The 22,085-nt window shown below is 71.5% G+C and carries 23 protein-coding genes; 12 read left to right on the top strand and 11 right to left on the bottom strand.

The window, feature by feature from the left end:
- Nucleotides 1–16: 16 nt before the first annotated feature.
- From FS532_RS16455 to FS532_RS16445, 3 genes are read right to left on the bottom strand one after another with little or no spacing between them, the layout of a single operon-like run.
- The gene (locus tag FS532_RS16455; protein WP_144756748.1) at nucleotides 17–754 is read right to left on the bottom strand and encodes a copper homeostasis protein CutC; all 738 of its coding nucleotides are present in this window, start codon (nucleotides 752–754) and stop codon (nucleotides 17–19) included.
- On the bottom strand, nucleotides 751–2,289 hold the full coding sequence (locus tag FS532_RS16450) for a M81 family metallopeptidase (protein ID WP_144756746.1): 1,539 nt from the start codon (nucleotides 2,287–2,289) through the stop codon (nucleotides 751–753). Before FS532_RS16450 ends, FS532_RS16455 begins: the two co-directional genes overlap by 4 nt.
- Complete coding sequence (locus FS532_RS16445; RefSeq protein ID WP_144756744.1) at nucleotides 2,282–3,466, bottom strand: ROK family transcriptional regulator; 1,185 nt, start codon at nucleotides 3,464–3,466, stop codon at nucleotides 2,282–2,284. Before FS532_RS16445 ends, FS532_RS16450 begins: the two co-directional genes overlap by 8 nt.
- Before the next feature lie 216 nt (nucleotides 3,467–3,682).
- Here FS532_RS16445 and FS532_RS16440 point away from each other — a divergent pair, with 216 nt between their 5' ends.
- From FS532_RS16440 to FS532_RS16420, 5 genes are all read left to right on the top strand, one after another.
- Nucleotides 3,683–5,479 (top strand): peptide ABC transporter substrate-binding protein, encoded by a 1,797-nt coding sequence (locus FS532_RS16440; protein WP_144756742.1) that lies wholly within the window; start codon nucleotides 3,683–3,685, stop codon nucleotides 5,477–5,479.
- 98 nt (nucleotides 5,480–5,577) lie between these two features.
- Nucleotides 5,578–6,537 carry an ABC transporter permease gene (locus FS532_RS16435; protein ID WP_144756740.1) on the top strand — a complete coding sequence of 320 codons (960 nt, stop codon included), beginning with the start codon at nucleotides 5,578–5,580 and terminating at the stop codon, nucleotides 6,535–6,537.
- The gene (locus FS532_RS16430; protein WP_144756738.1) at nucleotides 6,534–7,427 is read left to right on the top strand and encodes an ABC transporter permease; all 894 of its coding nucleotides are present in this window, start codon (nucleotides 6,534–6,536) and stop codon (nucleotides 7,425–7,427) included. The genes FS532_RS16435 and FS532_RS16430 overlap by 4 nt, the downstream gene beginning before the upstream one ends.
- The gene (locus tag FS532_RS16425) at nucleotides 7,427–9,109 is read left to right on the top strand and encodes a dipeptide ABC transporter ATP-binding protein (RefSeq protein WP_144756736.1); all 1,683 of its coding nucleotides are present in this window, start codon (nucleotides 7,427–7,429) and stop codon (nucleotides 9,107–9,109) included. The genes FS532_RS16430 and FS532_RS16425 overlap by 1 nt, the downstream gene beginning before the upstream one ends.
- Nucleotides 9,106–10,032 carry an ROK family protein gene (locus tag FS532_RS16420; RefSeq protein WP_144756734.1) on the top strand — a complete coding sequence of 309 codons (927 nt, stop codon included), beginning with the start codon at nucleotides 9,106–9,108 and terminating at the stop codon, nucleotides 10,030–10,032. Before FS532_RS16425 ends, FS532_RS16420 begins: the two co-directional genes overlap by 4 nt.
- A gap of 97 nt (nucleotides 10,033–10,129) precedes the next feature.
- Here the strand turns inward: FS532_RS16420 and FS532_RS16415 are convergent, their stop codons facing one another.
- Complete coding sequence (locus FS532_RS16415) at nucleotides 10,130–10,591, bottom strand: DUF4383 domain-containing protein (RefSeq protein ID WP_144756732.1); 462 nt, start codon at nucleotides 10,589–10,591, stop codon at nucleotides 10,130–10,132.
- A gap of 124 nt (nucleotides 10,592–10,715) precedes the next feature.
- Nucleotides 10,716–10,937 (bottom strand): hypothetical protein, encoded by a 222-nt coding sequence (locus tag FS532_RS16410; RefSeq protein ID WP_144756730.1) that lies wholly within the window; start codon nucleotides 10,935–10,937, stop codon nucleotides 10,716–10,718.
- Between the two features lie 120 nt (nucleotides 10,938–11,057).
- On the opposite strand from FS532_RS16410, the gene FS532_RS16405 reads away from it, so the two are divergent.
- Both FS532_RS16405 and FS532_RS16400 read left to right on the top strand, forming a co-directional pair.
- Complete coding sequence (locus FS532_RS16405) at nucleotides 11,058–11,945, top strand: SDR family oxidoreductase (RefSeq protein ID WP_144756728.1); 888 nt, start codon at nucleotides 11,058–11,060, stop codon at nucleotides 11,943–11,945.
- A 137-nt stretch (nucleotides 11,946–12,082) separates the two neighbouring features.
- Complete coding sequence (locus FS532_RS16400) at nucleotides 12,083–12,376, top strand: Dabb family protein (protein ID WP_144756725.1); 294 nt, start codon at nucleotides 12,083–12,085, stop codon at nucleotides 12,374–12,376.
- 148 nt (nucleotides 12,377–12,524) lie between these two features.
- On the opposite strand, the gene FS532_RS16395 is transcribed toward FS532_RS16400, so the two are convergent.
- Nucleotides 12,525–13,232 carry a DUF3800 domain-containing protein gene (locus tag FS532_RS16395; RefSeq protein WP_144756723.1) on the bottom strand — a complete coding sequence of 236 codons (708 nt, stop codon included), beginning with the start codon at nucleotides 13,230–13,232 and terminating at the stop codon, nucleotides 12,525–12,527.
- An 87-nt stretch (nucleotides 13,233–13,319) separates the two neighbouring features.
- On the bottom strand, nucleotides 13,320–14,165 hold the full coding sequence (locus FS532_RS16390) for a helix-turn-helix transcriptional regulator (protein WP_144756721.1): 846 nt from the start codon (nucleotides 14,163–14,165) through the stop codon (nucleotides 13,320–13,322).
- Nucleotides 14,166–14,266: 101 nt separating this feature from the next.
- Between FS532_RS16390 and FS532_RS16385 the strand changes: the two genes are divergently transcribed.
- Together FS532_RS16385 and pcp are read left to right on the top strand one after the other, a co-directional pair.
- The gene (locus FS532_RS16385) at nucleotides 14,267–14,950 is read left to right on the top strand and encodes an SDR family NAD(P)-dependent oxidoreductase (RefSeq protein ID WP_144756719.1); all 684 of its coding nucleotides are present in this window, start codon (nucleotides 14,267–14,269) and stop codon (nucleotides 14,948–14,950) included.
- 216 nt (nucleotides 14,951–15,166) lie between these two features.
- Complete coding sequence (gene pcp / locus FS532_RS16380) at nucleotides 15,167–15,814, top strand: pyroglutamyl-peptidase I (RefSeq protein WP_144756717.1); 648 nt, start codon at nucleotides 15,167–15,169, stop codon at nucleotides 15,812–15,814.
- A gap of 18 nt (nucleotides 15,815–15,832) precedes the next feature.
- Here pcp and poxB read toward each other — a convergent pair whose 3' ends face one another.
- Complete coding sequence (poxB, locus tag FS532_RS16375) at nucleotides 15,833–17,557, bottom strand: ubiquinone-dependent pyruvate dehydrogenase (RefSeq protein ID WP_144756715.1); 1,725 nt, start codon at nucleotides 17,555–17,557, stop codon at nucleotides 15,833–15,835.
- Between the two features lie 90 nt (nucleotides 17,558–17,647).
- Here poxB and FS532_RS16370 point away from each other — a divergent pair, with 90 nt between their 5' ends.
- Nucleotides 17,648–18,358 carry a phosphatase PAP2 family protein gene (locus FS532_RS16370; RefSeq protein ID WP_144756713.1) on the top strand — a complete coding sequence of 237 codons (711 nt, stop codon included), beginning with the start codon at nucleotides 17,648–17,650 and terminating at the stop codon, nucleotides 18,356–18,358.
- Here the strand turns inward: FS532_RS16370 and FS532_RS16365 are convergent.
- Nucleotides 18,309–19,610, bottom strand: coding sequence for a multidrug effflux MFS transporter (locus FS532_RS16365; protein ID WP_144756710.1), 1,302 nt, complete (start codon nucleotides 19,608–19,610; stop codon nucleotides 18,309–18,311). The two genes, FS532_RS16370 and FS532_RS16365, sit on opposite strands and share 50 nt — an antisense overlap.
- 45 nt (nucleotides 19,611–19,655) lie before the next feature.
- Here FS532_RS16365 and FS532_RS16360 point away from each other — a divergent pair, with 45 nt between their 5' ends.
- Nucleotides 19,656–20,102, top strand: coding sequence for a MarR family winged helix-turn-helix transcriptional regulator (locus tag FS532_RS16360; protein ID WP_144756708.1), 447 nt, complete (start codon nucleotides 19,656–19,658; stop codon nucleotides 20,100–20,102).
- Between the two features lie 44 nt (nucleotides 20,103–20,146).
- On the opposite strand, the gene soxR is transcribed toward FS532_RS16360, so the two are convergent.
- Nucleotides 20,147–20,635 carry a redox-sensitive transcriptional activator SoxR gene (soxR, locus tag FS532_RS16355; protein ID WP_144756705.1) on the bottom strand — a complete coding sequence of 163 codons (489 nt, stop codon included), beginning with the start codon at nucleotides 20,633–20,635 and terminating at the stop codon, nucleotides 20,147–20,149.
- A gap of 147 nt (nucleotides 20,636–20,782) precedes the next feature.
- Here soxR and FS532_RS16350 point away from each other — a divergent pair, with 147 nt between their 5' ends.
- Complete coding sequence (locus FS532_RS16350) at nucleotides 20,783–20,983, top strand: hypothetical protein (RefSeq protein ID WP_144756703.1); 201 nt, start codon at nucleotides 20,783–20,785, stop codon at nucleotides 20,981–20,983.
- A 59-nt stretch (nucleotides 20,984–21,042) separates the two neighbouring features.
- On the opposite strand, the gene FS532_RS16345 is transcribed toward FS532_RS16350, so the two are convergent.
- Complete coding sequence (locus FS532_RS16345; protein ID WP_144756701.1) at nucleotides 21,043–22,071, bottom strand: aldo/keto reductase; 1,029 nt, start codon at nucleotides 22,069–22,071, stop codon at nucleotides 21,043–21,045.
- Between the last annotated feature and the right edge of the window lie 14 nt (nucleotides 22,072–22,085).

The following is a 22,085-nucleotide window of genomic DNA, read 5'->3' as shown; positions in this document are numbered from 1 at the left end:
GGGCGTTGTGGTCGCGTCAGGCGTCGAGGGCTGCCCTGGCCGCTCGGACGACGTCGAGGTCGGTCAGGAAGTGCGCGGAGCCGTCGTCGGCTCCGCCCATCGGGACGCCGGCGTGTGCGCTGCCCGGCGCCGCACGCTTCGCCGACAGGTGCACGGCGGCGGCCCCGGTCGCGACGAGCGCGGGGACGTCCGCGGGGGTGACGCCGGCACCGGCCATCACCTGCACGGCACCGGCCGCGGCGACCATGCGCGTGATCGTGGCTGCACCGGCGACCGCGGTGGGGGATGCGCCGGAGGTCAGGACCCGGGTGAACCCGAGCCCCTCGAGCGTCGCGACGGCGGCGACGGGGTCCGCCGCGTGGTCGATCGCGCGGTGCAGCGTGACCTCGGCGGCGGCGCTGACGGACCGTGCAGCGTCCACGAACCGGGCGAGCACGTCGACGTCGAGCGAACCGTCCGGGCGGAGGGCACCGACGACGACACCGGCCGCGCCCGAGCGGAGGACCGCGCGGGCCTCGCGCACCATGAGGTCGATCTCGTCGTCGTCGTAGACGAAGCCACCGGGGCGGCTGCGGACCAGGGCGTGTGCGGGGATGCCGGTCTCGTGGGCGGCCTCGACGAGGGCCTGCGACGGGGTGAGGCCGCCGAGCTCGAGACCGACGCAGAGCTCGACCCGGTCGGCACCACCGTCACGTGCGACGATCGCGCCCGCAGGGGAGGTGACGGCGATCTCGAGTGCGGCGGTCGTGCTCATGCAGGGTCTCCGAGTGGCTGGTCCGAGGCCGGGATGATCCTGGCGGTCAGGTCCGGTGCCTCGGGGAACACTCGATCGTAGGGGAACAGGGGGCGTTCGATCCTGTGGTGCCCGAGCCGCTCGAGGTCCTGGTCCACGCCACCCGGGGTGAGCGCGAGCATCCAGTCGGCGGCCATGTCGAACAGCTCCGGCTCGAGGTACCCGATCTTCACGATGACGACGTCGGCCTCGCGCGGGGCGAGGTCGAGGTCGGTGAAGTCGTGCTCGTGGTGGTACGGCTTCCGGAGCTTCGTCAGGATCGCGAACACGCTGCCGACCTGCAGCACGACCTCGGTCTCGGCGTCGCGGTCGCCGTGCTTGATCGCGTGCACCCGGCCGGTCATCGTGATCGGTCCGGCGTGGACGGCGTCGACCGTCGCACCGGCGGTCACGGTGACGGTCGCGCCGACCCCGGCCTCGACGGCTGCGGCCACCGCTTCGGCGCCGGGCACACTGGCGTAGATCACGGTCGGGCCGTCCGCTGCCGCGAACCGCGGGTCGGCCAGCACCTGGGTCAGCCCCCACGTCATGTCGCCGGACCCGCCGGCCGTCGGGTTGTCGCCCGAGTCGGAGACGAAGTACGGCCGCGCGGCGCCCGGTGCGAGCGCGGCGGCGAGGCACTCGTCGAAGGAGCCCGTCGGTGCCACGAACACGAAGTCCTCGCGGACGTCCCAGAACGCGCGGGCCAGTCGTTCGGCGCCGGCTGCGACGGTGGCCCGGTCCCAGCCGGTGACGACCGTGACCGCTCGGTCGCGGGGCTGGTCCGCCCAGGCGTAGCCGACCCAGATCGCGGCGTCGAGGACGCCCTCGGTGGCTTCGACCTGCGGCACCTGCGCGTACAGCGACGCCGCCGGCTCGATGCGGGTGGAGGTCTGCTCGCCGGGCAGGAGCACGGGGATCGGGATCCACGCCTTCACAGGACGCTGCGCCCCGACCGGACGGGTGGTGAGCACGTCGACCAGGTTCCGGACGGCGCGCTCCTTCGTCTCGAGGGCGTCCTCGTGCGGGGCCATCCGGTAGCAGGTGACGAGGTCGACCTGGTGGGCGAGCTCGCGCGTGACGTTCCCGTGCAGGTCCATCGACGCCGACACGATGACGTCGGGGCCGATCACCGCGCGGATGCGGCCGAGCAGGTCGGTCTCGGCGTCGTCCAGTCCCTCGACGACCATCGCGCCGTGGATGTCGTACCAGAGGCCGTCCACGTGCTCGGCGTCGACGATCGCCTGCAGCCGGGTCACGATCTCGTCGGCGAGCTCCTCGTACGCCTCCCGCGCCACGATCCCGCCGGGCAGGGAGTGGCCGATGAGCGCCCCGCGGAACTCGGCGACCATCGAGGCCAGGAACGGGTACCGGCCAACGACCTCGTCCCCGCGGTCCGGGTGGAACGCCGGGGCGAGGGTCCTGGTCGGGGTGAACGTCGAGGTCTCGATGGCGAGGCCCGCGATCGCGATGACCGGACGGCGGGTGGCGGGGGCTGCGGGGACGTGGTCAGACACGGACGCTCCTGTTCCTGGTGGTGGACTGCGGGATCGGGGCGGACAGTTGCTCGAGCGACGCCGCGAGGCCGCGCTGCAGGGCGAACTGTCCGGCGCCGACGAGGCCCGCGTCGGCGCCGAGCGACACCGGCTCGATGGCGAGGTGCTGCGTCATGAGCGGGTGGCAGCTCTCGTAGAGCTGGCTCCGCACGGCGGCGATGAACGGGTCGAGGGTGGACAGGATGCCGCCGAGGTAGACGGCGTCCGGGTTGAAGAAGTTCACGTTGGCGGCGAGGACCTCGCCCAGGTAGCGGCCTGCCAGGCGCACGGCACGGGTGGCCTCGGGGTGCGCGTCGGACGCGAGCCGGACCACGTCGGCGGTCGAGGTGACGTCGACCCCGGCGGACGACAGGATCCGGACGAGGGCGGCCCCGGACGCCACGGTCTCCAGGCACCCGGTGTTGCCGCACGAGCACGGGGTGTCGCCCGCGGCGTCGATCCGCACGTGCGTGATGTCCCCCGCCGCACCCGTCGACCCGCGGTAGAGCCGGCCGTCGATGACGATCCCGGCGCCGATCGCCGACCCGGCCTTGATCGTGATCGTCTGGCGTCGAGCGGGGTCGTGCACGGTCTGCTCGCCCGCGGCCATGCAGTTCGCGTCGTTGTCCACGATCGCGGGCAGGCCGAAGCGCTCGGAGAGCCAGGACGCCACCGGGAACCCGTTCCACCCCGGCATCCGGCTCGGCAGGTCCACCACGCCTGCCTCGACGTCGACGGGCCCGGGCAGGCTCAGGCCGACGCCGCGGAGGCCCTCCCGACCACGCTCGTCGGCGAGCCGCTCGAGCAACCCGGCCAGGCGCTGCAGCCCTGCGGTCGGCCCCTCGGAGAGCGCGAACGGGACGTTCGCGACCGACTCGAGCGCGCCTCCCGGCAGCACCACGCCGATGCGCGCGTGACCGCCGCCGACGTCCGCGGCGACCGCGTACTCGTCGACGCCGCCGATGCGGAGCACCTTCCGGGGCCGTCCGCCGGTCGAGGTGTCGGTGCCCTCCTCCGCCAGGAGCCCGTGCGACAGCAGCTGCGACACCACGTGCGAGACGGTCGAGGGAGCGGCACCGAGCAGGTCGGCGATCTCGGTGCGACTGGAGGCCTGTCCGGAGGCGATGAGCTCGAGGACACGGGCGCTGAGGTCCGGCACGACTTTCTCCAATCCGGGCGGAACACGATCGGAACCCCGATCGAAGCCGAGCCTAGGGGGCGGAATGCGCGGTCGACCCTTTCGCCCGTTCCGCAGTAACGCAGTTTTTACATCGAGATGTTTGTTTTTCCAATGCGTTTGGCCATTGACTGTCCGCGTGCCGATCGGCACCCGTGCACCAACCTCCCCGAAGTCCCTCGCACAAGGAGACACCGCATGTCCAAGCCCCGTCGCTGGGCGCTCCTCACCGGAGCTGCGATCGCTGTGAGCGCCCTGCTCGCCGGATGTTCCGGGGGCGGCAACGCCTCCTCCGGTTCGGACTCCGACGCGATCAACTACGCGCTGCCCGCCAATTTCACCCCGAACTGGATCCTCCCGATCGGCACCGCGGCGCACCTCAACACGAACAACGGCTCGATCGCACAGTCGCTCTACGAGCCGCTCATCGCGTACGACGGCTCCACGGGCAAGATCGCGTGGAACAAGGCCGGCTCCGTCGCCACCGACGTCTCGTTCGCGTCCGACTCGAAGAGCGCCACGGTCACCCTCGGTGACCGGCACTGGTCCGACGGCAAGCCGATCACGAGCCGCGACGTCGCGTTCTGGTTCAACCTGATCAAGGCGAACAAGGACCAGTGGGGCTCGTACTCCGAGGGCAAGGCCCCGGACAACTGGACCTCCTTCAAGACGGTCGACGACACGCACTTCACGATCACGTTCGACAAGGCGTACAACTCCGACTGGATGCTCGCCAACCAGCTGAGCCACATCATCCCGCTGCCCCAGCACGCCTGGGACAAGACGAGCGCGAACGGTTCGGTCGGGAACGCGGACGAGACCACCGCCGGCGCGAAGGCGGTGTGGAAGTACCTCAACACCGCGGCCGGCAAGATCTCGGACTACGCCAGCGACGACCTGTGGAAGACGATCTCCGGCCCGTACGGCGTGAGCGCGTTCACCACGGCCGGCAAGGTCACCCTGACGGCGAACACGAAGTACGACGGCGGCGAGAAGCCCTCGATCAAGACCGTCAACCTCCTGCCGTTCACCACGAGCGACGCCGAGGTGAACGCGGTCCGCTCCGGCGAGGTCGACTACGGCTACATCAACGCCACCGACATGGACCAGAAGTCGTCCTTCACGGCGAAGGGCTACTCCGTCGAACCGTGGACCGGTTGGGCGATCACGTACATGCCGTACAACTTCAACAACCCGACGATGGGCGCCGTCTTCAAGCAGCTGTACGCCCGCCAGGCCGTGCAGATGTCGATCGACCAGAAGTCGCTGTCGAAGGTCGTCTTCAACGGCACCGCGACGTCGACCTACGGGCCGATCCCGCAGGCGCAGGAGTCCGACTACGTGTCGAGCGTCCAGAAGGACAACCCCTACCCCTTCAGCACGTCGAAGGCCAAGGACCTGCTGACCAGCCACGGCTGGTCGGAGCAGGGCGGCACGATGGTCTGCACCGACCCCGGCACGTCCGCCAGCCAGTGCGGCGACGGCGTCGCGAAGGGCACGAAGTTCACCATGCAGGTGCTGTCGCAGTCCGGCTCGACCGTGACCGACAACATGATGAGTGCCATCCAGTCCTCGCTCGCGAAGACCGGCATCGGGTTCACCATCAAGACCGCGCCGGTGTCGAGCGTCCTGTCGCAGACCCCGACCTGCACGTCCGACGAGGCGAGCTGCAAGTGGGACCTGTCCTTCTTCGGCACCGCGGGCAGCTGGTACTTCCCGGCCTACCCGACCGGTGAGTCGCTGTTCTCGACCGGTGGTTCGGCGAACTTCGGCAGCTACTCCAACAAGGAGGTCGACGCCCTCATCGACGCGACGACCACCTCGCCCGACGCCACCGCCGTGCAGGACTACAGCGCCGCGGTCGCGAAGGACCTGCCCGTGATCTGGCTGCCGAGCCCGGACTACCAGATCTCGGTCGTCAAGAAGGGGCTGACCGGGTTCGACCAGGACTCGCTCGCCAACTTCCACCCGGCCCAGTGGAAGTGGTCGAAGTAGGTCGCTGAAGCGACCACGGCCTGGAGGCGCGGTGTGCGTCCGACGCACACCGCGCCTCCAGTCAGCACCAACGTCCACACCGAATCGACGGAAGCCGCATGACCACAGCCCTGTACCTGCTCCGGCGCGTGCTGCAAGCACTCGCCGTGGTCCTCATCGTCACGATCGTCGTGTTCTGCCTGTTGCACGCCCTGCCGGGCGGGCCCGCCCGCGGTGTCCTCGGCGTCTCCGCGACGCCCGCGCAGATCACCGCGTTCAACCAGGCACAGGGACTCGACCAGGCCCTGCCGGTCCAGTACCTGCGGTTCCTCGGCCGCCTGCTCACCGGTGACCTCGGCACCTCGTACACGCTCAACGAACCGGTGTCGCAGCTCATCGCCGAGCGCCTGCCGAAGACCCTCGTGCTCACCGGGATCTCCGCCGTCCTCGGTCTCGTCATCGCGATCCCCGTCGGCATGTGGCAGGCCGCGCGGCGCAACGGCGCGGTCGACTACGCGGCCACCGCCCTGGCGTTCGTCTTCTACTCGACGCCGGCGTTCTTCCTCGGCCTCGTCCTGATCATCGTCTTCAGCCAGCAGCTGCCGTGGCTGCCGTCGCAGGCGCCGAGCGGGAACACCCTCGCCGAGGTCTTCCAGGACCCCGCCGGACTCGTGCTCCCCGTCGTCACCGGGGCCCTCGCCATGATCGCCGTGTTCAGCCGGTACATGCGGGCCTCGACGCTCGAGAACCTGCAGGAGGACTACGTGCGCACCGCCCGTGCCGGGGGAGCGTCCACCGCCACGATCCTGCGGCGGCACGTGTTCCGGAACTCGCTCACGCCGGTCGTCGCGATGCTCGGGTACTACCTGCCCGTGCTGTTCGGCGGCGCGCTCGTGACCGAGCAGCTCTTCAACTACCCCGGCATGGGACTGCTGTTCTGGAACGCCGCGCAGACCTCCGACTACCCGACGCTGCTCGGCTGCGTCCTCGTCATCTCGATCGCGACCGTCGTGGGCACGCTGCTCGCCGACGTCGCGCAGTCCCTGATCGATCCCCGAGTGAAGGCAGGCCGCGCATGAGCGCCGTCCAGATCGCCCCGGAAGCGCCGGGGACCCCAGTCGTCGTCGCGTCGACCGGCTGGCGCCTCGCCGTCCGTCGCTTCCGGCACAACACCCTCGCGGTGATCGGCCTCGTCGTCATCGTCGTCATCGTGCTGTTCTGCTTCGTCGGCCCGTTCCTGTACCCGACCGACCAGACCCACACGCAGCTGTCCCAGGCCAACCTCGGCCCGAGTGCGGCGCACTGGCTCGGCACCGACGCCGTCGGGCACGACGTCCTCGGTCGCCTGATGTTCGGCGGCAAGGTCTCGCTCATGGTCGGCATCGCGGCCGGCATCCTCGCCACCGTCGTCGGGACGCTGTGGGGCTCGGTCGCCGGGTACGTGGGCGGCTGGGTGGACGCCGTCATGATGCGCGTGGTCGACGCGGGCATCGCGATCCCGGCGCTGTTCATCCTGCTGGTCATCTCGGCGATCACGACCCCCGGTGTCGGGGGCCTCATCGTCATCCTCGGGTTCGTGTCGTGGCTCGTGCCCTCCCGTCTGATCCGCGCGGAGACGCTGACGCTGAAGAACCGCGACTACGTCCTGACGCTCCGCGCGATCGGCGGTTCGCACGCCCGGGCCATCGGGAAGCACCTCCTGCCGAACTCGGTGTCGACGATCGTCGTGGCCGCCACGTTCCAGGTCGCCGACGCGATCCTCCTCGTCGCCTACGTCTCGTACCTCGGGCTGGGTGTCCAGGCTCCGGCGACGGACTGGGGCGGCATGCTCTCGGCGGGTCTCACCGCCGCCTACTCGGGACGGTGGTGGCTCATCGTGCCGCCGGGTCTCGCCGTGATCCTCGTCGTCTGCGCGTTCAACGCCGTGGGCGACGGGCTCCGGGACGCCTTCGACGTGAGGGGCCGCTGATGTCCATCCTGACCACCACCGACCTCGGGGTCGCGTTCAGCACCGAGTCCGGCACCGTCGACGCCGTCCGAGGGGTGTCCCTGCACGTCGAACCGGGGGAGACCCTGGCGCTCGTCGGGGAGTCCGGGTCCGGCAAGTCCACCGTCGCCCTCGCCGCGATGGGCCTGCTGTCCGGGAACGCGACCGCGCGTGGCAGCGCCGTCGTCGACGGTCACGAGGTCGTGGGGGCCCCGGAGAGCGCCCTCCGCCGTCTGCGCGGGAGCACCGTCTCGATGGTCTTCCAGGAACCCGCGACCGCCCTCGATCCCCTGACCCGCGTGGGAGCACAGATCGCCGAGGTCATCCGGAACCACGGGGACGTCTCCGCGTCGGACGCCGCCGCACGGGCCGTTGACCTGCTCGACCGCGTCGGCATCCCCTCGCCGGCTGCGCGCGCGAAGGCGTTCCCGTTCCAGTTGTCCGGCGGGCAGCGGCAGCGCGTCGTCATCGCGATGGCGATCGCGAACTCGCCGAAGCTCCTCATCGCCGACGAACCGACGACCGCGCTGGACGTCACCGTGCAGGCGGAGATCCTCGAGCTGCTCCGTCGCCTGGCCGCGGACACCGGCACGGGTGTCCTGCTCGTCACCCACAACATGGGTGTCGTCGCGGACTTCGCGGACCGGGTCGCGGTGATGCTGCAGGGCGAGATCGTGGAGACCGGTGGCGTCGAGGACGTCCTGCTCCGGCCGCAGCACGACTACACGAAGCGCCTGCTCGCGGCGGTGCCGCGGCTGGCGGTCGCACCAGCCGGTGCTGCGGCCTCCGTCGAGTCGGTCGCCTCCGTCGACGTTCCGGACGGGAGGCACGGTGCGGCCCCGGTGGTCGACCTGCGGGACGTCTCGGTGACGTTCGGGCGCGGGGCGCGCGCGGTGCACGCCCTGCAGGGCATCGACATCGCCGTGCACGCCGGCGAGACCGTCGGCCTGGTCGGTGAGTCCGGCTCCGGCAAGTCCACGGCGGCTCGGGTGGCGCTCGGGCTCGTCAAGCCGACCTCCGGCAGCGTGCACCTGTTCGGGTCCGACCTCCGCACCGCGCGGGGTCGGGACCGCCGGGCGCTCCGGTCCGGCATCGGGGTCGTGCTGCAGGACCCGGTCGCGTCGTTGGACGCCCGGATGTCCGTCGCGGAGTGCATCGCCGAGCCGCTCGCCGTGCACCGCCGCGGGATGTCCTCCGCCGACCGCCGGAAGCGCATCGACGAGGTGCTCGACGCCGTCCGGCTGCCCCGGACCCTCGCGTCCCGCGCACCCCGGGAGCTCTCCGGCGGCCAGCGGCAGCGCGTGTCGCTGGCCCGCGCGCTGGTGCTCTCGCCGCGACTGCTCGTGGCCGACGAGCCGACGAGCGCGCTCGACGTCAGCGTGCAGGAGACCGTGCTCGAGGTCCTGCGCGAACTGCAGGACGACCTCGGCTTCGCGTGCCTGTTCGTCTCGCACGACCTCGCCGTCGTGCAGCAGTTCGCCGAACGGGTCGTCGTGATGCGCCAGGGCGTCATCGAGGAGCAGGGCACCACGGACACCACGCTGCTGCACCCGACGACGGACTACACACGCCGACTGCTCGCGGCGGTGCCCGTCCCCGACCCCGTGCTGCAACGGCAGCGTCGCGCGGAGCGGCTCGCCACCCTCGCGGCGGTGGACGCGTGAGCACGGTCTTCGCGGGGATCGACGTCGGCGGCACCAACACGAAGGTGCTGCTCGCCACCCCCGACCTCGAGGTGATCGACCGCATCGACCTGCCGACGCCGGCGCACGCTGGCGGGGACGCGATCGTGACCGCCGCCGTCGAGGCGGTGCGCGTCCTGCTCGACCGGCACCGGGCCTCCCTGGCGGGTGTCGGAGTGGGCGCGGCCGGTGTCGTCGACGCGACCACGGGCACGGTCCTCGTCACCGCGAACTCGTTCACCGGGTGGGCCGGGTACGGCGTCACCGCCGCGGTCTCGGCGGCGCTCGGCGTCCCCGCGACGCTCGACAACGACGTGAACGCGTTCCTGCTCGGCGAGCTCGCCGCCGGAGCCGTCACCGGTGAGGCCGACGCGCTCGGCATGACCCTCGGCACCGGCGTCGGCGGCGCCCTCGTGCTCGGCGGCACCCTGTTCGCCGGGCCGCGCGGTGCTGCGGGGGAGATCGGACACGTCCCTGGGTTCAGCGACGTCCGCTGCACCTGCGGGCAGGTCGGCCACCTGGAGACCATCGCCGGCGCACGGGGGATCGCCGACCGGTACGCCGAGCGGTCGGGACGACGGGTGTCCGCCCGTGCAGTCGCCGACGCAGCTCGTGCCGGGGACCTCGACGCGGCCGAGGTGTTCGCGACCACCGGGTGGGGGATCGCCCGTGCAGCCCTGCTCACCGCCGGGATCCTCGACGTGACGACGGTCGTCATCGGTGGTGGCGTCGCGCGGTCGTGGGACCTGCTCGAGCCGGCCGTCAGCGCGGCCATCGCGGCCGAACCCCCGGTGAGCGGTGCGACCATCCGGCTGGCCCAGAGTGCGCTCGGCGCCGATGCGGTCGCGCTGGGTGCTGCGGCGCAGGTGCGGGACCTCGTGCGCGGCGGCGCTCCGGTGAGCTGACCCGGTCGCGCACACGACGAGAGCCGGTCCGAACCACCTGATCTCGTGGTTCGGGCCGGCTCGGCTCGTGGGCTGTGTGCCCTGCAGTGCTGCTTCGCTAGGCCCGGCGGGCCCCGATGCGCGGCAGGAGCAGACCGAGCACGATCATCGCGACGGCGAGGACCAGGTGCAGCACGTTGTCGGCGCTGTTCAGCGGCACGAAGTTCGCCGGGTCGGCCATCCCCGCGGTGAAGAGGCCGTAGACGAACAGGACCGCGTAGACGATGCCGCCGACGACGAGGTAGAGCCGGGCGCCGCGAGCACCGCGGGCCGCGAGGAGTCCGACGACACCGAAGAGCAGGTGCACGATGTTGTGGAGCACCGACACCTGGAAGAGGCCGACGAGCATCGCCATCGAGCCGTGACCCGCCACGGACATGGTGCCCATGTCCATCGTCAGGCCGGGGATGAAGCCGGCGATGCCGACCAGGAGGAAGACGACGCCGAAGACGAAGGCGCCCTTCTGGGTCCACGTCGATCCGTACCCGACGCGGGTGGTTGCTGCTGCGTTGCTGGTCATGGTGCGACCTCTCTTCTGGAGAAGACCGACGCGTCCGTGCGCGGCCTGGACGCTCATGACGTCCACGGTGCATTCGGAGCAGTCGCACGGGCGGTTTGCAGGTCGACCGTCCGCCGCTGTCTGGTCAGTGATCCGGGAGGACGCCCGTGAACGCCAGGACCGCGATGAGCGCCCCGACGACCGCCAGGAACACCCCGATGGTCCGCACGAACGCGGGTGTGATCGGTCGCCCGTTCGCGAGCCGCCCTCCACCGATGCGCTGCGCCCACGGTGTCCAGATGGTGATGACGATGCCCCACGCCGCGACGATCACGCCGCCGATGCCGAACAGGAGCTGCGGGTTCACGGGATGGCCTCGACGGTCATGCCTGGAACCTACGCCCGCGACGGCCGCCCGGCGACGGCTGCTCTGCGACGGTGGCTCGACCTGGATGTGCGGTGCGGACCGGCCGAGCACAGTGGGGCCATGAGCCAGTACGACAAGCGCGACCCGAACACCCTCTACCCCGCCCCGCCGTACCCGAAGCAGGAGCAGTCGCTGCCGGGTGCCGCGTGGAAGATGGACCCGAAGCCCGACCACGGCGAGGACAGCTACGTCGGCCTCGGTCGCCTGAAGGGCTTCCGGGGCATCGTCACCGGTGCCGACTCCGGCATCGGCCGTGCCGCGGCGATCGCGCTCTCCCGCGAGGGCGCCGACCTCGTGCTGTCCTACCTGCCCGACGAGCAGGAGGACGCCGAACAGGTCCGCGACCTGCTCGAGGGCGAGGGGCGCCGCGCGGTGCTCTTCCCTGGTGACATCTCCGACGAGCAGTACTGCGGCGACCTGGTCCAGAAGGCCGTCGACGAGTTCGGCGGGCTCGACACCCTCGTCATGGTCGCCGGCCGCATGGACAGCAACGATGACATCCTGACGCTCGACACCTCGATGTTCGACTCCACGTTCAAGACGAACATCTACTCGCTCTTCTGGCTGACCAAGGCCGCCGTCCCGCACCTTGAGCCCGGTTCGACCATCGTCACGACCGGGTCGATCCAGGCCTCCACCCCGTCGGCCGACAAGATCGACTACGCCGTGTCCAAGGGTGCGATCAAGCTCTTCACCGAGGCCGTCGCGCAGCAGCTCGCGCCGAAGGGCATCCGGGTGAACTCGGTCGCGCCGGGGCCGGTGTGGACGCCGCTCCAGCCGGGGTCCGACGACGCCGAGACCGTGTCGCACTTCGGGGAACAGTCGCCGTTCGGCCGCCCCGGGCAGCCCGCGGAGCTCGGCGCCGCCTACGTGCACCTCGTCAGCCCGGAGTCGAGCTACCAGTCCGGTTCCACGATCACGATCGCGGGCGGGACGCCCGCTTTCTAGACGTGGCCGGTGACGGACTGGAGGCGCGTGGCGGGGTCGTCACGTGCCTCCAGGCCGTCTGTGGCCGGGTCGCGCACGACGTGCCAGGCTCGACGGAGCGGAACCGTCCGACCGAGCCGGCCGCGTGAGGAGCAACCGTGGCAGGAACGACGCACGTGGTCCTGGTGGAGTGGAGTGACGCCGAAGCGTCGGCGGAGGCGGACGCGCTCTGCCGCGAGCACCTGCCCCGCATCGACGGGGTGGAGTCGGTGCACTCGGGGGAGAGTGTGAGCACCGAGGGACTCGAGGGCGGGTTCGACTGGATGCTCGTCGTCCGCTTCCGGGACCGGGTGGCCCTCGAGGGGTACCTGCCGCACGAGGAGCACCAGCCCGTCGCGACGTTCATCAGGGGTGCGAGCTCGCGCGTCGTGGTCTTCGACATCGACGACTGACGTTCCATGCGATCACGCAGCCACGGCGGCGTTGGGCCCGACCCGCAGCCTCGCCGTCACGTACAATGGTCGGACGACGGGCCGGTTCCCGGAACGTCGCCAGCCGAAGGCCCCGTTCGCGGGGCCTTCGTTCTGTCCGGGCAGGGTGTCAGGGGACCCAGTTCTCGTCGTGCACGACCGCTGGCGCGACGAGCCGCCACTGGCGGTTGAGTGTCCGGCGCGCAGCTGGGTGCGGATTGTCGACACGCTGCCGACGGAAGTGCACGTAGACCGCCACGTCGATGGCCTGCAACCCATCGCTCAACTTCGAGGACGCGAAGTTGATCGGCGATGAGATGTGCGCGAGCCGCGACGGCTCATCGCTCGTCGTCCCGAACTCCTGGTAACCGGCGAACGCCCGCTGGTGCTCCGCCTGTGTCGCGATCTCGTCGGCGACCACGATCGCCTGCTCGTCGGGATCGATCGCAGCGGCGAAGCGGTCGATCTGTTCGAGCAAGTGTCCGAACACGACGGCGTGAGGGGTCCGCGGATACCGGAAGCGCGCGTTCAACCGTCCGACGTCCACGCCGCGGAAGACGTACTGCACTCCAGCATCCGCAGCCGCGGCGAGCACCGCGGTCGAGATGCCGGCTGCCTCGCGATGGCGGCCGCGGAGGCGCGTCCACGGTCCGGTCCCTCCCATCAGCTCGTGTCCGTGGAACTCGATCCGTGACGACGTGCCGTGCTCAAGCGCCGTCCGGGCGCGGATCATGGCGAATCGTTCTGAGACGATCTCCCATTGCTCGAACGTGGCGAGTGCCGCACCGATGAAGTAGAAGTCGCGATCGTACGATTCATCGACGTAGGCGATGAGCATCCGGGAAGCCTTCCACGGAGTTGCCTCTCGCACCCACCCCTGTGGATACACGACGCATCGTCGACACAGCCGCCCGACGTGGCGTGCTCACCCGACGAGCGACTGCGTCCCGAGCACGATCGCGAGCGCCAGACGGTCGGCGTCCTCGGTACCCGGCTCGGCCGTGTACGCGAGGACGGTGAGGTCGTCCGTGGCGATCTGCAGGGTGTCGCAGTCGAGCGTGATGCGCCCGACGGCCGGGTGCTCGACGACCTTCCGCCGACCGGACTCCCGCGTGGGCGCAGCGTCGCCGGACTCCCACAGCGCGACGAACCGGGGGCTCGCGGCGCGGAGGTCCCGCACGAGCTGTCCCAGCGCGCGGTCGAGCGGGTAGCGGGCGACGGTCATCCGCAGTGCGGCGACGACCGACGCCTCGAACGCCCGCTGATCGGCGTCGGTGTGCACCGCGCGGCTGCCCGGTCCGACAAGGTGTCGCCACGCGGTGTTGCGCTCGTGACCTCGGAGCGCCCCGACCGGGCCCATGAGTGCGTCGTAGGGAGCGTTCGCGACGAGGATCGTCCCCGCGGCGTCGAGCACCGCGACGGGGGTGTCGGCGAGGCGGTCGAGCAGCCGTTGCACGCTCGGCGGGATCCGCGACGGGACCACGTCGGCCCCGGGGACCGCGTGTCCGGCAAGCCGGAAGAGCAGTTCCCGCTCGGCGTCGGCGACCCGCAGCGACCGGGCGAGGGCCTCGACCACCTGGGCGGACGGCGAGGTGGCGCGCCCCTGCTCGAGACGGGTGAGGTAGTCGGCGGAGATGCCCGCGAGGGCGGCGAGCTCCTCGCGGCGCAGCCCGGTGGCACGGCGGCGACTGCCCGCGACGACGCCGACCGCCTCCGGTGCGACGTGGTCGCGCAGGCGGCGGAGGGTCCGGCCGAACTCGGTGTGTTCCACGTCCCCAGTCTGCGACGCCTGGAAGCCGGTGTCCTGGGTCCGACAGTCCTACGACAACCGGACGGCTCCCCGACCGTGCCGGAGCGTCCGACGCTGGAGCCATGACAACGACACTCGTCACCGGGGCCACACGAGGCCTCGGCAAGGAAACCGCCCGCCAGCTCGTCGCCGCCGGACACGCCGTCTGGATCGGCGCCCGGGATCTCGACACCGGCCGCGCCGTCGCCGAGTCGATCGGCGCCCGAGCCGTGCAGCTCGACGTGACCGACGACGCCTCGGTGGCCGCGGCGTTCGCGCAGCTCGAGGCCGAGGGCGGCCTCGACGTCCTGGTGAACAACGCCGGGATCGGCAAGGTCGCGCTGAACGGCCCCGAGGCCCTCGAGGTGTTCGACACGAACGCCGTCGGCATCGTCCGCACCACCGAGGCCGCGTTGCCCCTGCTCCGCCGCTCCGCGAACCCGGTCATCGTGAACATCTCGAGTGCGCTCGGCTCGTTCGCGGCGAACCACGACCCGGAGAAGCCGGCGTCGCAGTACCAGGCGATCGTCTACGGCGCGAGCAAGGCCGCGGTCTCGATGCTGACCGTGCAGTACGCCCGTGCGGTGCCCGAGGTGCACGTCGTCGCGGTCGAACCCGGGTACACGGCGACGGAGTTCGGGGGCGTCGAGAACCCGCACGGTCGCCCGGTGGAGGTCAGCGCCGCGACGGTCGCGGCGGCTGCCGCCGCCGGTCCGGACGGCCCGACGGGCGTGTTCCTGGAGGACGGTGCGCCGCTCGGGTGGTGACCACCCGACGGACTGGAGGCGCGTGGCGGGCCCGCCACGCGCCTCCAGTCCGGTGGTCGTTCCGTCCCACAACGGGCGCGATGGGATGCCGTTTCGCGCGAAGGAGGTCATTTGTTCGGGCCTCCCACGCGCGAATCGGCTCCGCACGAGCGGATCGGCCTCCCACGAGCGATTCGGCCTCCTGCGCGCAGGGCGGGCTTGCGTACGATCGGAGGCGTGGCTGCCGCGACCGAACCGACCGTCCTGCTCACCGCCTTCGAGCCGTTCGGCGGTGACGCCCGGAACCCCTCGTGGGACGCCGCGCAGCGCCTCGCCGAGACGTGGGACGGACCCGCGACCCTGGTCGTCGAGCAGCTCCCCGTGGTCTTCGCCGAGGAACGAGCGCGCCTGGCGGCCGTGATCGCGAAGCACCGGCCCACCGTCGTCATCGCGACGGGCCTCGCGGCCGGACGGGCCGCCGTCACGCCGGAGCGCGTCGCGATCAACGTGATGGACGCCCGGATCCCGGACAACGCGGGCGCGCAACCGGTGGACGAGCCGATCGACCCCCGTGGTGCCCCGGCGGCGTTCTCCGGGCTGCCGATCAAGCGGATCGTGCGGAACGTCCGGGCGGCAGGCGTCCCAGCGTCGGTGTCGAACACCGCCGGGACGTTCACGTGCAACCAGGTGTTCTACGAGCTGATGTCCTTCGCCGGGCGTGAGGGCTTCCGGGCCGGGTTCGTGCACGTCCCCGCGACCCCGGACATCGCCGGCGACGGGCCGTCGTTCGAACTCGAGCAGATCGTCACCGCCCTCGACGCCGTGGTGCGCGCGTCGATCGACCCGTCGGGCGACATCGTCGAGCAGGGCGGCGCGGAGTCCTGAGCGCCGCCCCGGACACCGTCAGATGAACTGGCGGAAGTTCGTCGACGCGAGGTCGAGCAGTTCGTCGCCGCGTCCGGACAGGACCGTGCGGATCGCGTAGAGCGTGAAGCCCTTCGCCTGCTCGGCGGTCACGGCCGGTGGCATCGACAGCTCCTGGCGGTTCGCCTTGACCGAGATGAGCGCGGGCCCGTCGTGCGCGAGTGCGGCGGCCATGGCGTCCTCGAGGTCGGCGGACTCGTCGACCCGGAAGCCCTTGATGCCGATCGCCTCGGCGACGGCTGCGAAGTCCGGGTTCTGCAGCTCGGTGCCGTAGTTCACGAACCCGGCCGCCTTCATCTCGAGCTCCACGAAGTTCAGCGACGAGTTGTCGAACACGACGATCTTCACGGGCAGCTTGTTCTGCACGATCGTGATGAGTTCGCCGAGGAGCATCGTCAGTCCGCCGTCGCCCGCCATCGCGATGACCTGCCGGTCGGGGAACGCTGCCTGGGCGCCGATGGCCTGCGGGACGGCGTTCGCCATCGTGCCGTGCACGAACGACCCGATCAGTCGGCGGTCGCCGTTCATGGTGAGGTACCGCGACGCCCACACGACGGGGGAGCCCACGTCCGGGATGAAGACGGCGTCCTGGTCGGCGAGCCGGTCGAGCACGCGGGTGACGTACTGCGGGTGCAGCGGCTTGTGCCCGCCGGCGGGGACGGCCAGGTCGTCGAGCTTCGCGCGGGTCTTCGCGTAGTGCTTGCGGGCGTCCTCGAGGTGCTTCGTCGGGTGCGAACCGGTGAGCAGCGGGATGAGCGCGAGCGCGGTGTCCTTGACGGTGCCGACCAGGCCGATGTCGACCGGGTGCCGACGCCCGAGCTGCGAACCCCGGACGTCGACCTGCACGTGCTTCGCCTTGGCGGGGAAGAACTGCTGGTACGGGAAGTCGGTCCCGAGCATGAGGACGACGTCGGCGTCCTCCATGGCGCGGTACCCCGACGCGAAACCGAGCAGCCCGGTCATGCCGACGTCGTACGGGTTGTCCCACTCGATGTGCTCCTTGCCGCGGAGCGCGTGCACGATCGGGGCCTGCAGGCGTTCGGCGAGCGCGAGGACCTCGTCGTGGGCACCGGCGACACCCGCCCCGGCGAGGATCGTCACCCGGTCGGCGCCGTTCAGGAGCTCGGCGGTGCGCTGCAGTTCGGCGTCGGAGGGGATGACGCGCGGGGTGGTCCGCTCGATGCGCGTCGTGCGGGGCGCGACGGCGTCGGCGAGCAGCACGTCGCCCGGGATCACGAGGACCGCGACACCGCGCTTCTCGATCGCCTCGCGCATCGCGATCTCGAGCAGTCGGGGCATCTGCGACGCATCGGCGACGTACTCGACGTAGACCGAGCACTCCCGGAAGAGCTCCTGCGGGTGGGTCTCCTGGAAGTAGCCGGAGCCGATCTCCGCCGTGGGGATGTGCGCCGCGATCGCCAGGACGGGCACGCGGGAGCGGTTGGCGTCGTACAGGCCGTTGATCAGGTGCAGGTTGCCGGGGCCGCAGCTGCCCGCGCAGACGGCGAGCTCGCCGGTCAGCTCGGCCTCGGCGGAGGCGGCGAACGCGGCCGCTTCCTCGTGCCGGACGTGCTCCCAGCGGATCGTGCCGTCCTTGCGCAGGGCGTCGGTGAAGCCGTTGAGGGAGTCGCCGGGGAGGCCGTACACCCGTTCCACGTTGTTCAGACGAAGGGTGGCGACGATGTTCTCGGCAACGGTTGTCATGCCCTCCTGTCTACTCGGCGGCGGCTGCGCTGAGTGCTTTCAGAGGCTCGCCGGTGCCGCGGACGCAGCCGGTACTGGGACGATGGGGGGATGTCCGACGCAGCGCTCCGCCCCCGCCGACGAGTGTCCGACGTGAACGGGATCCTCGACCGGAGCCCGTACCCGCTCGCGTCGGTCGCCATCGCCGTCGCCGCGGTCATCGTCATCACGCTCGTCGGGTTCACCCTCGGCACCGTCGACATCGGCCTGTCGAAGGCGCTGAACGGCCTGCACACCGGGTTCATCGGCGCGTTCACCACGGCGGTCTACCACGTCATCAGCCCCGGCCCGGCGATCGGGATCACCGTCGTCGTGGTGGCGGTGATCTGGTGGCGCACCAGGGACCTCCGTCCGGCGCTGGCCTTCGGCGGCACGATCGCGATCACGTGGGTGCCGTCGGCGGTCGTGAAGGAGATCGTGCACCGTGCGCGCCCCGACGTCGCCGTGCTGCCGCACCCGTTCCCGGTGCAGCCGGACCCCGGCTACCCGAGCGGGCACACGGTCTACATCACGGCGTTCGTGATCGCACTGATCTGGCTCCTCCGCGACACCCGGTGGCACCGGCTGGCGCTGACACTCGGGATCGTCGCGATCGTCATCGTGTTCTTCTCGGTGTCGATCGACGCCGTGCACTACCCGACGGATGCCCTCGCCTCGATCGTGTGGGCGCTCGCCGTGGCCCCGGGCGTGCGGGTCGTGTGGGTGGACTGGCTCATGCCGAAGGTCCCGTTCCTGCGGCCGCGGGAGTCCCGGACGCGCTGACCGGGCCACGGCCACGGCCGCTGCCTCGGCCTCCGGCCAGCACGAGGGCGACCACGGCGACCACGGCGGACGCGAGCATCACGATCGCGAGCGGCGCCGCCGTGCCCTCGCCACCGATGCTGACGAGCGGTGACACCAGCGCGGCGAGCCCGAACTGCAGTGCACCGAGCACGGCCGAGGCGCTCCCGGCAGCGGACGGCACCGCGCCGAGCGCCAGCGCGGTCGCGTTCCCGAGCACGAGTCCGAGCGACCCCACCGCCGTGAACAGCGGGACGGCCAGCCAGAAGACCGGCGCGCCGGTGACGACGAGCACCGCGAACGCGACCGTGGACGCGAGCACGAGGGCGATCCCGACGGTGAGCACACCGGTGACGGAGCGGGTCGCGGTGAGCTTCGCGGACAGGATGCTGATCCCCATCAACGCGAGGGCGTTCAGTCCGAACGCCAGCCCGTAGCCGACCGTGCCGAGCCCGAGCATGTCCTGGTACAGGAAGGGTGACGCCGAGATGTACGCCATCATCACCGCGAACGCGAAGCCGAACACCGCGGTGTAGCCGAGGAACGTCCGGGACCGCAGGGCGCGGAGCGGGGACCCCGAGCCCTGACGCTCGGCACGCAGGGCGTCGCGGTGCGAGCGGAGGTGGGTCTCGCGCACGACCGCGAGCACCGCCACGAGCATGAGGACGGACAGCCCGAGCACGATCGTGAGCAGGCCGCGCCAGCCGATCGGGCCGGTGAGGAGCCCGCCGAGCAGCGGGGCGACCACGGGGGCGACGCCGCCGACGATCATCATGAGCGAGAACGCGCGGGCCGCGGGCTTGCCGGTCGCGAGGTCGGAGATGACCGCGCGGCCGATCACCATGCCAGCCGCTCCGCCGAGGCCCTGCAGCAGTCGGGCGACGACCAGCACGCCGACGTTCGGCGCGAGCACGGCAGCGGCGCTCGCGAGCACGCAGAGCGCTGCCCCGGCGAGGAGCGGCGGGACCCGGCCGAACCGGTCGGAGAGCGGCCCGAAGACGAGCTGCCCCGCGGTGACGCCGACCAGGAACGCGGTGAGGGTGAGCTGCACGGTCGTCGCGGAGGCCTGCAGCTCACCGGTCATCTGCGGGAACGCCGGCAGGTAGAGGTCGGTCGCGAAGGGCGCGACGGCGCTGAGCAGGCCGAGCACGAGCAGGAGCCCCGTCGTGATGCCCTGCTGGTGGGTCGTGGGCGGCGCGGTGTGCGCGCGGATGGAGCCGGTGTCGGTCGTCATGATTATGAAATCATAACTCATTGTCCGCGCCGGTACCATGACCCCATGGAACCCGCGGCGCCCGACGACCTCCTCGCCGAGCTCGCCGACGTCGTCCTCCGCATCTCGCGCGAGATCGACCCGCACGGTGCGCGGTCGCTCGACATCGTGCCGCTCACCGGCACCGAGGCGCTCGTGATGCGCTGGGTCGACCGGAACCCGGGGTCGACGCCGAGCGCGGTGGCCGAGGCGACGGCGCTCAAGCGAAGCAACCTCAGCGTCGCGCTCGGGTCCCTCGTCGCGAAGGGGATGGTCGAGCGTCGACCTGATCCCGAGGACGCCCGGACCGTGCAGCTGTTCTCGACCGAGCTCGCCGCGCAGAGCATCGCACGGCTGCACGCGCACTGGGCGACCGTGCTCCGCACGGCGCTCGCCGGGGACGAGCGGGACGTCGCCGCGACGTTCGCGCTGCTCACGCGTGTCGACGAGGGGTTGCGGGACGCGACTCGCTGACGGACGGGAGGCACGGTGCGGCGCCGCCACGCGCCTCCAGGCCGTCAGCTGGTCGCGTCCGGCGCCTCGTCCTCGATCGGCAGCAACCGGCGGGCCCCGCGCCCCTCGGCGCCGAGGTGGTCCCCGGGGTTCATGACCAGGCACGCGTTCAACGAGACGCACCCGCAGCCGATGCACTGCGTCATCTCCTGCTGCAGGCGCTCGAGCTCGAGCTGCCGCGCGCGGAGTCGCGCGCGCCACCGCTCGTTCAGCCGGTTCCAGTCGCGGAGGGACGGCATGCGGTCGGAGGGGAGCGTCGCGAACTGCTCGGCGACCTCGCTCAACGGGATGCCGAGCCGCTTGGCGACCTGGATGATCGCGATGCGCCGCTCGACGTGCCGCGGGTACAGCCGTGTGCCGCCGGCCGTGCGCTCGGGGTGGATGAGGCCCTTGCGCTCGTAGAAGTGCAGCGCCGACGCGGCGACCCCGGTCCGTCCGACGACCTCGCCGATCGTGAGCAGGTCCGTCGGCTTCGGCTGCGGGATCTCCACCATGGTCGAGATCCTAGGTCGGCGTGGACCCGCGGCGCGTTCCTCGTCGGAGAAGGCGGCGCCGGGCGTGCTTCTCCGATCCTGACCGACCAGCGCCGGGTCGAAGGAACAACAGTTGACGAATCATCTGGTGTGCAATATTTTAGTCCTGTGAGCCGGAAGGGACGGCTCCCCGACCCGGAGGTCCACACCATGGCCACGATCCTGCAGCCCGTCACCACCGCCCGCACCGACCTCGCGCTCGACGCGATGCTCGGCCGCCTCGAGCGCACGGCCGCTCGCGCGCCGCACGCCCTCGCCGTGCCGGTCATGGTGCTGCACGCGGCCCTGAGTGCCGTCGCCTACCGCTGACTGCGAGCTGACGGGCCCGCCGACCGATCCGGTCGACGGGCCCGCCCTGCGTCGCGGGGTCAGCGGGCGAGGACGCGTCCGCGCAACCGCTCGCGAGTGAGCCCGGGCAACGCGACGCCCGTGTCGCCCTCGAGCACGTGGGTCCCGGGCGGCACGATCACGTCGATCGCGTCCAGCAGGCCGTCGTCGAGCGCCACCTCGGACGCCTGCGCGTAGGCGTCCACGTGCGAGACCGTGCGCGGACCGATCACCACCGAGGACACGTCCGGGTGCGTCAGCGTGAAGCCGACCGCGAGTTCGAGCAGCGTCAGCCCGGACTCGTCCGCGAGCCGCCCCAGCCGGTCGGCGACGTCGAGCTTCCGGCGGTTCGCCGGAGCGCCGATGTCGTAGGTGTGCGGCTCCTCGACCACCCGAGGCGACCGGGGTTGAACGGTCCCGTTCCGGTACGCGCCGGCGAGCCACCCACCGGCGAGCGGGGCCGCGGCGAGCACACCGAGGCCGAACCGGCGGGCGATGGGGAACGTCGTGCGCTCCGCCGTCCGCGTGAGGATCGAGTACGGGGCGTGCGTCGCGGTGACGCTCTTGCCGCCGGACCGGAGCCACTGCGCCTCGACGAGCTCCTCGGCGGGGAAGCCCGGGATCCCGAAGGCACGGATCTTGCCCTGCGACACCAGGTCCGCCAGGGCATCGAGGGTCTCGTCGAGCGACGTCGCCGGGTCCGGGTGCGCGGGTTGGTACAGGTCGATCACGTCCGTGCCGAGCCGGGTCAGGCTGCGTTCGACCGCGCGGAACATCCAGCGGCGGCCGTTGCCGTGGTGCGAGGGGTCCCGGTCGACCGGGTCGCCGAACCGGACGGACAGGAAGACGTCGTCCCGCCGGTCACCGAGTGCCGCTCCCACGACGCTCTCGGCGAGCCCGGCTCCGTCCGCGTCGGACACGTCCACCGAGGTGACGCCGCGGGCGAGTGTCTCGTGGACCAACCGCACGGCGTCGTCAGCATCCCGTTCCGCGACGGGGACGAGGGCCCTGCTCCCGAGGGTCAGCGCGCTCACGGGAGCGCCCGTCCGCCCCATGCGTCGCTGTTCCATGCGCGCCACGATAT

It is taken from the genome of Curtobacterium pusillum (assembly GCF_007673235.1).
Lineage (GTDB): Bacteria > Actinomycetota > Actinomycetes > Actinomycetales > Microbacteriaceae > Curtobacterium > Curtobacterium pusillum_C.
Note: the sequence above shows the minus strand (reverse complement) of the source record. Positions and strands in the feature narration are given on the sequence as shown.